The sequence below is a fragment of the Denitratimonas organivorans genome, from assembly GCF_037478135.1.
Classification (GTDB): domain Bacteria; phylum Pseudomonadota; class Gammaproteobacteria; order Xanthomonadales; family Xanthomonadaceae; genus Denitratimonas.
This window is the reverse complement of record NZ_JBBHDV010000008.1, coordinates 123,608-137,142: the sequence shown is the minus strand read 5'-3', so window position 1 is coordinate 137,142 and position 13,535 is coordinate 123,608. Positions and strand designations below refer to the sequence as shown.

The window sequence follows — 13,535 nt, the reverse complement described above, 5'->3', positions numbered from 1 at the left end:
CTGCCCCCGCTTGACGGTGTTCGGGTGTGATTAGAGGTGTGGTGGGCGGGGGTGGTGTTGTGTGTGGGGGGCGGTCCCCCCCCCCGAACCCACCCCCCACCTGAGTCGCCGGCGGGGGGGGCGGGGGGGGGGGGGCCCCCCCCCGGGCGGGGGGGGGGGGCGCGCCCGCCGCCCCCCCACGCTACGGGGTTCGAAGCAGATGACGAGGGATTGATGGCATTCCGATTGCGATGGCCGGCCTGGCTGATGCTGGTGTTGCTGGCCGCCTGTGGTGATGCCGGCCAGGCACCCAGCGCGCAGCAAGTGCCCGTTGCGGCAGAACAGCCCCCGGCGCCTGTGTCCGCCTCCGCCTCCGCCGCATCGTCGCCGGATGGGCCGCAAACCGTGCCGCAAACGGAACTGCTCGCGGCATCCGCGCCCGGTGTCGAACAGGATGGGCATGAGCTGCCGGAAGAGTTTGCGGATGATGGCCAGGCCGGCTCATTGGAGGAGCGCATCGATCAGATCCGGGCTTTGCTGGAGACCGATTCGGCCAGCGCGGCGCGACGCGCGCTTCGTCGTGCACTGGATGCGATGCAGGCCATGGCGGCGGCAGACGTGACGGAAACGGTCGGCGCAGCTGACACAGCGGCCACTGCGGCCACAGCGCAGGGCGAGGAGGGCACAGCGGAAGACATCGCTGCGCAATTGGCCCCATTGGCGTCCCGTGCTGCCAGGCGCTTGCTGGGATGGAACCGGTTGGCACTGGCGCATGGCGGCGGCGCGCTTTCGCCGCGTGACCTGCCGCTGTTGCAACGCTGGGACGCAGAGGACGCCGAGGTGCAGGCGCTGGCCGCGCATCTGGCGCGGATCGAACAGGCCAGTGCCGTGTTGGCCGAGGCCAGGAGTCTGATCGAGGCCGGGCAGGTGCTGGAGCCGGCAGCGGAAAACGCAGTGGCGAAACTGCACCAGGTGCTGCGGATCGATCCGGACAACGTCACCGCCCGGCATCGCCTGGCGCGGGTCGAGGACAGTTTCCTGCGCGCGGCGATTTCGGCCGCCCGAAACAGCGATTTCGCCACCGCCGAAGCACGGCTGGCCGATGCCGGCCGGGTGAGGCCGGGTTCGGCGCTGGTGCTGGATGCCGCCACCCGTGTGGTCGAACTGCGTGAACAGGAGGCGCAGCGCTGGAAAGCCCGCATCGCGATGGAACTGGCGGCCGAGCGGCCCGATGCCGCCGAAGCGCTGCTGCCGCAACTGGATGCCGCCACCCTGGACGAGCGCGATGGCCAGTTGGCGCGTGCCGAAATCGAGCGGGTACGGCGGTACGGTGCCTACGATGCCGGCCAGTTGCTGTCCGATGTATTGGCAGGCGGCGGCCAGGGGCCGGGCATGATCGTGTTGCCGGTCGGGCGCTTCATGATGGGCAGTCCGCGCAGCGAGGACGGTCGCGAGCCGGCCGAAGGGCCGCGGCATGCAGTCACTTTCCAGCGCGGCTTCGCGCTGGCGCGCACCGAAACCACGGTGGCGCAATTCCGTGCCTTCGTCGAGGCCACCGGCTATCGCAGCAGTGCCGAGCGTGCGCGCAGTTCGGTGATCTATGACGAGCGCACCGGCGCCATGGTCGAACGGCGCGGGGTGGACTGGCGGCATGATTACGTTGGCAACCGTGCTGCGGCCGACGAGCCGGTGTTGCATGTGTCCTGGGAAGATGCCAGCGCCTATGTGCAATGGCTGTCGGACCAGACCGGCGCACGCTATCACCTGCCGAGCGAGGCGCAGTTCGAATACGCCCTGCGCGCCGGCAGCAGTACCCGTTTCCCCTGGGGTGACGGCGCTCCTCCTGCACGGGTCGAGAACCTGACTGGCGATGGCGATGTCTCGCCCGGCGGGCGGCGCTGGAACAACGCCTTCAGCGCTTACGAGGACGGCTACTGGGGGCCGGCGCCGGTGGCGCGCCACCGCAGCAACAGCTTCGGCCTGAGCGACATGAACGGCAATGTTTCCGAATGGGTCGAAGATTGCTGGCACGACAGCTACGCGCGCGCGCCGCGTGACGGCAGTGCCTGGGTCAATCCCGGTTGTGCGCGGCGGGTGGTGCGTGGTGGTTCCTGGGGCAGCTCGCCGGAACAGACCCGTTCGGCCTTCCGCGCATCTTCGCCGGCAGCGGCCACCAGTGCCCGGGTCGGCTTCCGCGTCGCACGCGAGCTCTAGCAGCGCGCGCCATTGCCGGCGGTCGCCGACATCAGGATGCTGCAAGGGCGCCGATTCTGGCACCATCGGCACCTTCTGATCCTGACAGCCGGAGCGACACCATGAACACGATGCGCCAGGGCCCCGCCACGCCACGTCGGCGCGGTGGTTTTCGATGGTGGGTGCTGATCCTGTTCGCGCTGTACGCCGGCTACTACTGGTTCTCCAACCAGCAGGATGCGGCCTTTACCGGGCGCACCCAGTTGATCAGCTCCGACCCGCAGCAGGAGGCGGCGATGGGCTTGCAGGCCTACCGCCAGATCCTGTCTGAATCCAATGTCGTGACGCAGGGCCAGTTGCCCGGTCAAGTCCGCGACATTGCTGCCCGTCTGATTCAAGTCGGGCCACGGGTCGAGGCCGATCTGGCCGCCGCGCGCGGGGTCAAGCCGTCGATCCAGTGGAATGCCTTCGACTGGGATGTGAGCGTGATCCAGTCCGATCAGGCCAACGCCTTCTGCCTGCCCGGCGGCAAGATCGCGGTCTACACCGGCATCATTCCGGTGGCGCAGAATCTGGATGCGCTGGCGGCGATCATGGGGCACGAGATCGCACATGCACTGCTGCGTCACAGTGCCGAGCGCATGGCGCAGCAGAAGCTGGCGCAGATCGGTTCGATGGCCACCGGCATGGCGGTCAGCGACATGGATCCGCAGCAGCAGCGCGCGGTGATGGCGGTGATGGGTGCCGGTGCGCAGTACGGCATGCTGCTGCCGTTCTCGCGCGAGCACGAAAGCGAGGCCGACGAAGTCGGGCTGATGCTGGCGGCGGCGGCCTGCTACGACCCGCGCGAGGCGATCGGCCTGTGGCAACGGATGGGACAGCTCAGCGCCGGACAGGCGCCGCCGGAGTTCATGTCGACCCATCCCAGCGGCGAAACCCGCATCGCCCGCTTGCAACAGCTGATGCCGCGTGCGCTGGAGATCCGCCAGGCGTACTGCGGCAACTGATTGTCATTGCCGCGCCCGGGCTGCGAACCGGGTCGCACTATGAACTCCCTCCATGGGCCTGTGTTGCCGCTTCAAGTTGGTGCATGCGACAATCCCGGGTCTTGGTGGGACGGATTTTGCAGTGCAGCATCCGCGCCCGCCGGCCGCGAGCCGGGTGCGGATGCTTTTTCCAGAGCGCCAACCGCACGGAACGCCAGCGTGATCGCCCCCTTCTCTTGGAAGGCGCGGATCGGGCTGGTCGAACCGCCCGCATCGCGGCATGCCGACGCGCCAGTGGCGCGATGAACGGTTGCAGACCTGCTGCAACGCTGCTCGAGTCGAGGATGACGTGCTGGGCGAATATCTGCCGATTCTTTTGTTCCTGATCGTGTCCGCGGGCATTGGTATCGCCCTGCTGGTCATCGGAAGCCTGTTGGGCCCACGGCAGCCCAGTGCAGAGAAACTCTCCCCCTACGAATGCGGCTTCGAGGCATTCGAGGATGCGCGCATGCGTTTCGACGTGCGCTACTACCTGATCGCCATCCTGTTCATCGTCTTCGATCTGGAAATCGCCTTCCTGTTCCCCTGGGCCGTGGTGTTCAAGGATCTGGGCATGCAGGCGATCGTGGCGATGACGATTTTCCTGGGCATCCTCGTCGTGGGCTTCGTCTACGAGTGGAAGAAGGGCGCACTGGACTGGGAGTGAGACGATGAGCATTTCGCAGTTTTTCCATAATCCCGAACCCCTTGGCCGCGTCGACGACATCCTGTTGCCGGAGGGCGAGAACCCGCTGCTGGAGCGTGGCTTTGCCACCACTTCGGTCGATGCGCTGCTGAACTGGGCGCGTACCGGTTCGATGTGGCCGGTGACCTTCGGTCTGGCCTGCTGTGCGGTGGAAATGATGCACGCCGGCGCCGCTCGCATGGACCTGGACCGCATGGGTGTGATCTTCCGCCCCAGCCCGCGCCAGTCCGACGTGATGATCGTGGCCGGCACCCTGGTCAACAAGATGGCCCCGGCACTGCGCAAGATCTACGACCAGATGTCCGGCCCCAAGTGGGTGATATCGATGGGCTCGTGCGCCAACGGCGGCGGCTATTACCACTATTCGTACTCGGTCGTGCGCGGCTGCGACCGGGTGGTGCCGGTGGACGTCTACGTGCCCGGCTGCCCGCCCACGGCGGAAGCCCTGGCGCACGGCATCCTGCAACTGCAGAAGAAGATCCGCCGCACCAACACCATCGCGCGCTGAAGCGCCGTCGTCACCCGTCTTTAAGGAAGGCAGCGGTTCCATGGCCGAGCCAGAAAACACCCTAGCGCAGCGTCTGCAGGCCCGATTCGGCGACCGGATCGTGGAATGCATCGAGCACACCTACGCCCATGCCCACGGCGAAGTCACCCTGGTGGTGGCGCCCGACCGCCTGCTCGAAGTGGCGCGCGTCCTGCGCGACGAGCCGGAATTCGGCTTCGAGCAGCTCACTGACCTGTGCGGTATCGACTATCTGGGCTACGGCCAGGTCGAATGGGACACCGAAGACGCCACTTCCGAAGGTTATTCGCGTGGTGTCGAAGGCCTGGGTCCGGGCCGTTTCGACTGGGATTCGCGCCCGCGTCCGGACCGCCAGGCAAAGCGTTTCGCCTCGGTCGTGCACCTTTTGTCGATCCGCAACAACCAGCGTCTGCGTCTGCGCACCTACGCCGGTGATGATGCGCTGCCGGTGATTCCTTCGCTGGTGGATGTGTGGCCGGGCGTCAACTGGTTCGAGCGCGAGGCCTTCGATCTGTTCGGCATCGTCTATGAAGGACATCCGGATCTGCGCCGCATCCTGACCGACTACGGTTTCGTCGGGCATCCGTTCCGCAAGGACTTCCCACTGATCGGCAATGTCGAAGTGCGTTACGACGCCGAACAGGAACGTGTCATCTACCAGCCGGTCACGATCGAGCCGCGCGTGCTGGTGCCGCGCGTGCTGCGCCAGGACTCGCGCCGCGAGCAGGCCGAAGCCGAAATCGCCAACGCGGCGGCGGGGAAATAAACCATGCAGGAAATCCGCAATTACAGCCTGAACTTCGGCCCCCAGCATCCGGCCGCGCACGGTGTGCTGCGCCTGGTGCTGGAGATGGAAGGCGAGGTCGTGCAGCGTGCCGATCCGCACGTCGGCCTGCTGCATCGCGGCACCGAAAAGCTGGCCGAATCCAAGCCGTTCAACCAGTCGATCGGCTATATGGATCGCCTGGACTACGTCTCGATGATGTGCAACGAGCACGCCTATGTGATGGCGATCGAAAACCTGCTCGGCATCCAGGTGCCCGAACGTGCGCTGTGGATCCGCACGATGTTCGACGAGATCACCCGTATCCTCAATCACCTGATGTGGGTCGGTGCCAACGGCCTGGATCTGGGCGCGATGGCGGTGATGCTGTACGCCTTCCGCGAGCGCGAGGAGCTGATGGACTGCTACGAGGCGGTCTCAGGCGCGCGCATGCATGCGGCCTACTACCGTCCCGGTGGCGTTTACCGCGATCTGCCGGATCAGATGCCGCAATACAAGGAAACCCCGTGGCACAAGGGCAAGGAGCTGAAGCGCCTGAACGCCTGGCGTGAAGGTTCGATGCTCGATTTCCTCGACGCCTTCTGCGACGACTTCCCGCAGCGCGTCGATGAATACGAAACCCTGCTGACCGAAAACCGCATCTGGAAGCAGCGCACCGTCGGCATCGGTGTGGTGTCGCAGGAGCAGGCGCTGGCCTGGGGCATGACCGGCCACATGCTGCGCTCCACCGGTATCGCCTGGGACGTGCGCAAGAAGCAGCCTTATGCCAAGTACGCCGAAGTGGACTTCGACATCCCGGTAGGCACCGCCGGCGACTGCTACGACCGCTACCTGATCAAGGTGGCCGAGATGCGCGAGTCGGCGCGCATCATCAAACAGTGCGTGGCCAAGCTGCGCACCCTCGAAGGCCCGGTGATGATCCGCGATTTCAAGATCGGACCGCCAAGCCGCGAGGAAATGAAGACCGACATGGAAGCGCTGATCCACCACTTCAAGCTGTTTACCGAAGGCTATGTCGTGCCGGAAGGCGAGACTTATGCCGCGGTGGAAGCGCCGAAGGGCGAGTTCGGCTGCTATCTGGTGTCCGACGGCGCCAACAAGCCGTTCCGGGTCAAGCTGCGTGCACCCGGTTTCGCCCACCTGTCCTCGATGGACGAGGTTGTGCGCGGGCACATGCTGTCGGACGTGGTGGCGATGATCGGCACCTACGACCTGGTGTTCGGCGAGGTGGACAGGTGAAGCCGGCAATCGGGAATCGGGCGTGGGGAATCGGGAAAGCGCAGCTTGCGTGCGCTCCGGTGTCTCGCACGTCCAGGCGCGTGCGGCCCTCGCGCGGTTCGGTGTTTCGAGCACCCCGAGGCATCCCTTCCGGCGGCTGTGCACCCGCTTTTCCCCATTCCCCATTCTCCATTCCCGATTCCCCATGAAAGCAACCGGCAATTTCGAGGCGGTCAAGGATGTCGATCCGCAGGTGGTGCTGAGCCAGCAGACCCGCGATCACATCGACCTGTGGTTAACCAAGTTTCCACCGGAGCGTTCGCGCTCGGCGGTGATCCAGGGCCTTTTTGCCGCGCAGGAGCAGAACCAGGGCTGGCTCAGTGATGAACTGATCGCCGCAGTGGCGCGCTACATCGGCATCGAGCCGATCTGGGCCTACGAGGTCGCCACCTTCTATTCGATGCTGGAGACCCGCCCGGTCGGCCGCAACAACGTCGCGCTGTGCACCAACATCTCGTGCTGGCTCAACGGTGCCGAGGACATCGTCCGCTATTGCGAAAAGAAACTCGGCATTTCGCTGGGCGAAAGCACGCCGGATGGCCGCATCTACCTCAAGCGCGAGGAGGAGTGCATCGCGGCCTGCTGCGGCGCGCCGGCGGGAACGGTCAACGGCCATTACCACGAAAAGCTGACGCCGGAAAAAATCGACGCCATTCTCGATTCACTGGAATGACACGCGCGCGGCCCTTCGCCGCGCACCTTGGATGAACCGCGCCGGGCCCGCCCGGTGCACTGGAATAAATCGGAACGGTCATGGCATTCGGACCTGTGCCCCAGGAACACAACGTCGTCTACACCACGCTGCACTTCGATCAGCCGTGGACGTACGAAAACTATCTGAAAACCGGCGGCTACCAGGCCTGGCGGAAGATCCTCGAAGAGAAGATCCCGCCGGAACAGGTGATCGAGATGGTCAAGCAGTCCGGCCTGCGCGGCCGTGGCGGCGCGGGTTTTCCGACCGGCCTGAAGTGGAGCTTCATGCCCAAGGGGCCGGGCCAGAAGTACATCCTGTGCAACTCCGACGAATCCGAGCCGGGCACCTGCAAGGACCGCGACATCCTGCGCTACAACCCGCATGCGGTGCTGGAAGGCATGGCGATCGCCTGCTACGCGGTCGGTTCGGATGTGGCCTACAACTACCTGCGTGGCGAGTTCCACCACGAGCCGTTCGAGCGTTTCGACAACGCCCTGAAGGAAGCCCGTGAACACGGCTGGCTGGGCGAGAACCTGCTGGGCAGCGGCGTCAATGTGCAGATCCACGCCGCGCTCGGCGCCGGCGCCTATATCTGCGGCGAAGAAACCGCACTGATGGAGTCGCTGGAAGGCAAGAAGGGCCAGCCGCGCTACAAGCCGCCGTTCCCGGCCAATTTCGGCCTGTACGGCAAGCCCACCACGATCAACAACACCGAAACCTATGCCTCGGTGCCGGCGATCATCCGCAATGGACCGGAATGGTTCATGGGCCTGGGCAAGCCGAACAATGGCGGCGCCAAGGTGTTCTCGGTGTCCGGTCACGTCAACAAGCCGGGCAACTATGAAGTCCGCCTCGGCACGCCGTTCTCCGAGCTGCTGGAAATGGCCGGCGGCGTGCGCAACGGCAACAAGTTGAAGGGTGTGATCCCCGGCGGCTCGTCGATGCCGGTGCTGCCGGCCGAGATCATGATGGACTGCACGATGGACTACGACTCGATCCAGAAGGCCGGTTCCGGCCTGGGTTCGGGTGCGGTCATCGTCATGGACGAAACCACCTGCATGGTGCGCGCCTGCCAGCGCATCAGCCGTTTCTACTACTACGAATCCTGCGGCCAGTGCACCCCGTGCCGCGAAGGCACCGGCTGGATGTTCCGCGCGCTGAACCGCATCGTCGAAGGCAAGGCCACGCTCGATGACGTGAACCTGCTGCGCAGCATCGCCGGCCAGATCGAAGGCCACACCATCTGCGCCTTCGGTGAAGCCGCCGCGTGGCCGGTGCAGGGCTTCCTGCGCCACTACTGGCACGAGTTCGAGTACTACGTGAACCACGGCCGTTCGATGGTGGACGCGCGCGCTGGCTCGGAGGTTGCGGCATGAACCTGCATACGGACTGCGCCGCGGGAATCGGGAGTCGGGAATCGGGAATGGCAACGATCGTCTCCCGCTTCTCCCCATTCTCCATTCCCCATTCTCCATTCCCTGCTCCGCAAGGAGTTGCCGCATGAGCGCTCAAACCACGCCGACCACGCCGCCGCCGGCGCCGGAAGGACACGTCAATATCGAGATCGATGGCGTGCCGATGACCGCACCCAAGGGCTCGATGATCATCCAGGCCGCCGACAAGGCCGGCATCCCGATCCCGCGCTTCTGCTACCACGAGAAGCTGCCGATCGCGGCCAACTGCCGCATGTGCCTGGTAGACGTGGAAAAGTCGCCGAAACCGGCACCGGCCTGCGCCACCCCGGTGATGGACGGCATGAAGGTCTACACCCAGTCCAAGCGCGCGCTGGATTCGCAGCGAAACGTGATGGAATTCCTGCTGATCAACCACCCGCTGGACTGCCCGGTCTGCGACCAGGGCGGCGAGTGCGAATTGCAGGATCTGGCGATGGGCTATGGCCGTTCGGTCAGCCGCTTCACCGAACGCAAGCGCGTCGTGCCCGACGAAAACCTCGGGCCGCTGGTGGCCAGCGACATGACCCGCTGCATCCACTGCACCCGCTGCGTGCGCGTCACCACCGAAATCACCGGCACCTACGAACTGGGCGGCATGGACCGTGGCGACCGGATGGAGATCGGCACCTATATCGGGCGTGCGATCGAGAGCGAACTGTCGGGCAACGTCATCGATGTGTGCCCGGTCGGCGCGCTGACCAACAAGCCCTTCCGTTTCCGAGCCCGCCCGTGGGAGCTGATCGCGCGTGAATCCATCGGCGTGCACGATGCGCTGGGCTCGAACCTCTGGCTGCATCTGCGCCGGGGTGAAGTGCTGCGCACGGTGCCGCGCGACAACGAGGCGATCAACGAGAACTGGCTGTCCGACCGCGACCGCTACAGCCATGCCGGGCTGGCGGCGGCCGACCGCCTGCAGGTGCCGATGGTGCGCCATGGCGACGACTGGCAGGAAGCCAGCTGGGAACAGGCCCTGGCGCGCGCCGCCGAGCTGATCGGTGCGCAGTCCGGCGATGGTCTGGGCGTGCTGGTGCATCCGTCCACCTCGAACGAGGAGGGCGCGCTGCTGGCGGCATTGGCGGCCGGTGCCGGCAGTGCCAGCATCGACCACCGCATCGCGCAGTCCGATCTGGCCGATGCGCCGGTCGCGCTGCCGTTCCAGATGCCGCTGGCCGATATCGAAAATGCCGATGTCATCGTGCTGGTCGGCTGCAATCCGCGCCACGAGGCGCCGATGCTGGGTCACCGTATCCGCAAGGCGCAGCGTACCAGTGGCGCCAAGGTGGTGGCGATCAACCCGCTCGACTTCGATTTCCATTTCGCCTGCGAACAGCGCCATATCCTGGCGCCGTCGGCGCTGCCGGATGCGCTGCTTGGCGTGGCGGCGGCGGCCGGCGCCAGCCTGCCGGCGGAAGCGGCATCCACGCCGATTTCCGCTGCCGATGCCAAGGCCATTGCCGAACTGCTCGCTGGTGCCGCGCGCGGTGTCGTGATCCTGGGCGAAGCGGCGGCCATGCATCCGCAGGCGTCCTGGCTGCGCGCCGCGGCCACGGCGTTGACCGAACGTACCGGCACCGCCCTGAACCAGCTTCCGATCGGCGCCAACGCCGTGGGTCTGGCGCGCGTTGGCGTGCTGCCCGGCGCACGCGATGCGGCAGCGATGCTGGCCGGTCAGTCCTGCAATGCCTATGTGCTGTACGGGATCGAACCCGAACACGATTTCGCCGATACCGCCACCGCGCTGCGCGCCCTGTCGCAGGCCAAGGTGGTGGCGTTCACCGCGTTCGCCGACGAAACCACGCGCAAGCTGGCGCAGGTGATGCTGCCGATCGGTCTGGCGCCGGAAATCGACGGCAGCTGGACCAATGTCGATGGTGTCACGCAAACCTGTGCGGCGGCCGCGAAGCTGCCGGGCCAGGCCCGTGCCGGCTGGCGCGTGCTGCGTGCGCTGGGTGGCCAGATGAAGCTGGATGGATTTGATTTCGTCGAGCTGGCGCAATGGCGCGAGCGCATGACGGTGCAGGATGTGGCCGCCGGCAAGGGTCTGGTGCAGCGCCCGGAAAAGACCGCTGCCGGCCTGGAAGCGGTCAGCACCCGCGCGATCTACGGCAGCGATGCATTGCTGCGCCGCTCGGCGCCGCTGCAGGCGCATCCACTGAGCCGCGGTGCGCGCATCGTGCTGAATCCGGAGGATGCACAGGCGCTGGGTCTGGAAGATGGCGCCATCGCACGGGTGGATGACGGGCGCGGCAAGGCCGGCCTGCCGCTGGAGACCAGCGTCCGCGTTCCGCGCGGCGCGGCATGGATCGAAAAAGGCTACGCCGCCACCGCCCCGATTGCGGGTAGCGGCGCATCGCTGACGGTGACGAGGGCCTGAGCGTGTTCGAACTTCTGAGCCAACCCATCGGCCTGCTGCGCGAGTTCTTCCTGAACTTCGGCACCATCGGCCTGCTGTTGTGGACACTGATCAAGATCCTTGCGGTGGCCGTGCCGCTGATCATCTGCGTGGCGTTCTACACCCTGTTCGAGCGCAAGATCATCGGCTGGATGCATGTGCGCCACGGGCCGACGAATATCGGCGGCATCTTCGGCATCGGCGTGATCCAGCCGTTCGCCGACGTGTTCAAGTTGCTGTTCAAGGAAGTGGTCACGCCGACCAATGCCAACACTTTCCTGTACCGGCTGGCACCGATCCTGACGCTGGCGCCGGCCTTCGCGGCCTGGGCCGTGGTGCCGTTCGAGGATGCGATGGCGCTGTCCAACGCCAATGCCGGCCTGTTGTACCTGCTGGCGATGACCTCGATGGGCGTGTACGGCGTGATCATCGCCGGCTGGGCCTCGAACTCGAAGTACGCCTTCCTCGGCGCGATGCGCTCGGCCGCGCAGGTGGTCAGCTACGAGATCGCGATGGGCTTTGCCCTGGTCGGCGTGCTGGTCTGCGCCGGCAGCATGAACATCACCGAGATCGTGCGCGCCCAGCAGGGCAGTGCCGGCCTGTTCGACTGGTTCTGGCTGCCGCTGCTGCCGCTGTTCCTGATCTACGTGATTTCCGGTGTGGCGGAAACCAACCGCGCGCCGTTCGACGTGGCCGAAGGCGAGTCGGAGATCGTCGCCGGCTTCCACGTGGAATATTCCGGTTCGGCGTTCGCGATCTTCTTCCTGGCCGAATACGCCAACATGATCCTGATCAGCTTCCTGACCGCGATCCTGTTCATGGGTGGCTGGCTGTCACCGTTCCCGGTCTCGTGGGGCGTGCTGGGTGAGCCGGGTATCTGGTGGCTGCTGCTGAAGGCGCTGTTCTTCGCATTCTGCTTCGTCTGGTTCCGCGCCACGTTCCCGCGCTACCGCTACGACCAGATCATGCGTCTGGGCTGGAAGATCTTCATCCCCATCACGATCGTCTGGATTCTCGTGGCCGCGTGGATGGTCCATCTGGGCTGGGTCAAGGCTGGAGTCTGAGGCATCTCATGAACCGCATCGTTTTCTATCTCAAGAGTCTGCTGCTGATCGAGCTGTTCCAGGGCTTGTGGCTGACGACCAAGTATTTCTTCCGGCCCAAGTACACGATGAACTATCCGGCCGAGAAAATCCCGCAGTCGCCGCGCTTCCGCGGTCTGCATGCGCTGCGCCGCTATCCGAACGGCGAAGAGCGCTGCATCGCGTGCAAGCTGTGCGAGGCGGTGTGCCCGGCGCTGGCGATCACCATCGATTCGGCCCCGCGCGAGGACGGCACGCGCCGCACCACGCGCTACGACATCGACCTGTTCAAGTGCATCTTCTGCGGTTTCTGCGAAGAGAGCTGTCCGGTGGATTCGATCGTGGAAACCCATATCCACGAGTACCACTTCGAGCAGCGCGGCGAGAACGTCGTCACCAAGTCTCAGTTGCTCGCCATCGGCGACCGGCTGGAACCTGAAATCGCCCAGCGCAAGGCGCTGGATGCGGCTTACCGGTGAGGACCAAGACATGACCGTTCAACTGGCTGCCTTCTATGCCTTTTCCATCATCACCGCGCTGGCTGCATTGGCGGTGATCAGCGTGCGCAACCCGGTTTATGCGGTGTTGAGTCTGGTGCTGACCTTCTTCTCCACCGCCTGCCTGTGGCTGCTGCTGGATGCCGAGTTTCTCGCGATCGCACTGGTGCTGGTGTACGTGGGAGCGGTGATGGTGCTGTTCCTGTTCGTGGTGATGATGCTCGACGTCAACGTCGATCCGTTGCGCGAGGGTTTCGCCCGCAATCTGCCGGTGGCGATCGTGGTGGCGGTGATCATGGCGCTGGAAATGATCGCGCTGATCGGCGTCAAGCGTTTTGGGCAACTGGTGGATTCGCCCGATCCAGCGCTGGCGGCCGGCATGCCGAATCTGGAATGGATCGGCCGTTCGATGTTCACCGATCACCTGCTGCCGTTCGAGGTGGCCGCGGTGCTGCTGACCGTGGCGATCATCGCCGCGATTGCGCTGACCCTGCGCCGCCGCGCCGGTACCAAGCACCAGAACGTTGGCCACCAGGTGCAGGTGCGCAAGGCCGACCGCCTGCGCATGGTCAAGATGGATCCCGTTGTGAAGGAGCGCACCCCATGATTTCGCTCGGTCATTACCTGGCGCTCGGCGCGGTGCTGTTCTCGATCAGCGTCGCGGGCATCTTCATCAACCGCAAGAACGTCATCGTGCTGCTGCTGTGCATCGAGCTGATGCTGCTGGCGGTGAACGTCAATTTCGTGGCGTTCTCGCGCTTCCTCGGCAACGTGGATGGGCAGGTCTTCGTGTTCTTCATCCTCACCGTGGCCGCTGCGGAAACCGCCATCGGCCTGGCGATCCTGGTGGTGCTGTTCCGCAACCGCGGCAGTATCGGCGTGGATCAGATCGATTCGATGAAGGGCTGACCAGAATGAGCTGTTG

Annotated in this window: 13 protein-coding genes; all 13 read left to right on the top strand. The window is 65.3% G+C overall.

The features are described from left to right. The first annotated feature begins 213 nt into the window (after window positions 1–213). On the top strand, window positions 214–2,193 hold the full coding sequence (locus WDB66_RS10115) for an SUMF1/EgtB/PvdO family nonheme iron enzyme (protein ID WP_339398447.1): 1,980 nt from the start codon (window positions 214–216) through the stop codon (window positions 2,191–2,193). 101 nt (window positions 2,194–2,294) lie between these two features. Next, the gene (locus WDB66_RS10110; RefSeq protein ID WP_339398446.1) at window positions 2,295–3,179 is read left to right on the top strand and encodes a M48 family metallopeptidase; all 885 of its coding nucleotides are present in this window, start codon (window positions 2,295–2,297) and stop codon (window positions 3,177–3,179) included. A 328-nt stretch (window positions 3,180–3,507) separates the two neighbouring features. Next, window positions 3,508–3,864, top strand: coding sequence for an NADH-quinone oxidoreductase subunit A (locus tag WDB66_RS10105; RefSeq protein WP_339398454.1), 357 nt, complete (start codon window positions 3,508–3,510; stop codon window positions 3,862–3,864). A 4-nt stretch (window positions 3,865–3,868) separates the two neighbouring features. Then, on the top strand, window positions 3,869–4,411 hold the full coding sequence (locus WDB66_RS10100; RefSeq protein ID WP_339398444.1) for a NuoB/complex I 20 kDa subunit family protein: 543 nt from the start codon (window positions 3,869–3,871) through the stop codon (window positions 4,409–4,411). Between the two features lie 40 nt (window positions 4,412–4,451). Further along, entirely contained in the window at window positions 4,452–5,195 is a 744-nt protein-coding gene (locus tag WDB66_RS10095; protein WP_339398443.1) for an NADH-quinone oxidoreductase subunit C, read from the top strand. Window positions 5,196–5,198: 3 nt separating this feature from the next. Next, window positions 5,199–6,452 carry an NADH-quinone oxidoreductase subunit D gene (locus WDB66_RS10090; protein WP_339398442.1) on the top strand — a complete coding sequence of 418 codons (1,254 nt, stop codon included), beginning with the start codon at window positions 5,199–5,201 and terminating at the stop codon, window positions 6,450–6,452. Between the two features lie 184 nt (window positions 6,453–6,636). Continuing rightward, window positions 6,637–7,164, top strand: coding sequence for an NADH-quinone oxidoreductase subunit NuoE (gene nuoE / locus WDB66_RS10085; protein WP_339398441.1), 528 nt, complete (start codon window positions 6,637–6,639; stop codon window positions 7,162–7,164). An 80-nt stretch (window positions 7,165–7,244) separates the two neighbouring features. Continuing rightward, on the top strand, window positions 7,245–8,561 hold the full coding sequence (nuoF, locus tag WDB66_RS10080) for an NADH-quinone oxidoreductase subunit NuoF (RefSeq protein WP_339398440.1): 1,317 nt from the start codon (window positions 7,245–7,247) through the stop codon (window positions 8,559–8,561). Between the two features lie 124 nt (window positions 8,562–8,685). Then, entirely contained in the window at window positions 8,686–11,013 is a 2,328-nt protein-coding gene (nuoG, locus tag WDB66_RS10075; protein WP_339398439.1) for an NADH-quinone oxidoreductase subunit NuoG, read from the top strand. Between the two features lie 2 nt (window positions 11,014–11,015). After that, window positions 11,016–12,095, top strand: coding sequence for an NADH-quinone oxidoreductase subunit NuoH (gene nuoH, locus WDB66_RS10070; RefSeq protein WP_489670851.1), 1,080 nt, complete (start codon window positions 11,016–11,018; stop codon window positions 12,093–12,095). Window positions 12,096–12,103: 8 nt separating this feature from the next. Then, window positions 12,104–12,592 carry an NADH-quinone oxidoreductase subunit NuoI gene (gene nuoI / locus WDB66_RS10065; RefSeq protein WP_339398438.1) on the top strand — a complete coding sequence of 163 codons (489 nt, stop codon included), beginning with the start codon at window positions 12,104–12,106 and terminating at the stop codon, window positions 12,590–12,592. Between the two features lie 10 nt (window positions 12,593–12,602). Beyond that, complete coding sequence (locus tag WDB66_RS10060) at window positions 12,603–13,217, top strand: NADH-quinone oxidoreductase subunit J (RefSeq protein WP_339398437.1); 615 nt, start codon at window positions 12,603–12,605, stop codon at window positions 13,215–13,217. Continuing rightward, on the top strand, window positions 13,214–13,519 hold the full coding sequence (nuoK, locus tag WDB66_RS10055) for an NADH-quinone oxidoreductase subunit NuoK (RefSeq protein ID WP_339398436.1): 306 nt from the start codon (window positions 13,214–13,216) through the stop codon (window positions 13,517–13,519). The genes WDB66_RS10060 and nuoK overlap by 4 nt, the downstream gene beginning before the upstream one ends. Window positions 13,520–13,535 lie beyond the last annotated feature (16 nt).

Coding starts and splice junctions, on each gene's coding strand:
- WDB66_RS10115 (WP_339398447.1), top strand. CDS start 214: ATGGCATTCCGATTGCGATGGCCGGCCTGGCTGATGCTGGTGTTGCTG.
- WDB66_RS10110 (WP_339398446.1), top strand. CDS start 2,295: ATGAACACGATGCGCCAGGGCCCCGCCACGCCACGTCGGCGCGGTGGT.
- WDB66_RS10100 (WP_339398444.1), top strand. CDS start 3,869: ATGAGCATTTCGCAGTTTTTCCATAATCCCGAACCCCTTGGCCGCGTC.
- WDB66_RS10095 (WP_339398443.1), top strand. CDS start 4,452: ATGGCCGAGCCAGAAAACACCCTAGCGCAGCGTCTGCAGGCCCGATTC.
- WDB66_RS10090 (WP_339398442.1), top strand. CDS start 5,199: ATGCAGGAAATCCGCAATTACAGCCTGAACTTCGGCCCCCAGCATCCG.
- nuoE (WP_339398441.1), top strand. CDS start 6,637: ATGAAAGCAACCGGCAATTTCGAGGCGGTCAAGGATGTCGATCCGCAG.
- nuoF (WP_339398440.1), top strand. CDS start 7,245: ATGGCATTCGGACCTGTGCCCCAGGAACACAACGTCGTCTACACCACG.
- nuoG (WP_339398439.1), top strand. CDS start 8,686: ATGAGCGCTCAAACCACGCCGACCACGCCGCCGCCGGCGCCGGAAGGA.
- nuoI (WP_339398438.1), top strand. CDS start 12,104: ATGAACCGCATCGTTTTCTATCTCAAGAGTCTGCTGCTGATCGAGCTG.
- WDB66_RS10060 (WP_339398437.1), top strand. CDS start 12,603: ATGACCGTTCAACTGGCTGCCTTCTATGCCTTTTCCATCATCACCGCG.
- nuoK (WP_339398436.1), top strand. CDS start 13,214: ATGATTTCGCTCGGTCATTACCTGGCGCTCGGCGCGGTGCTGTTCTCG.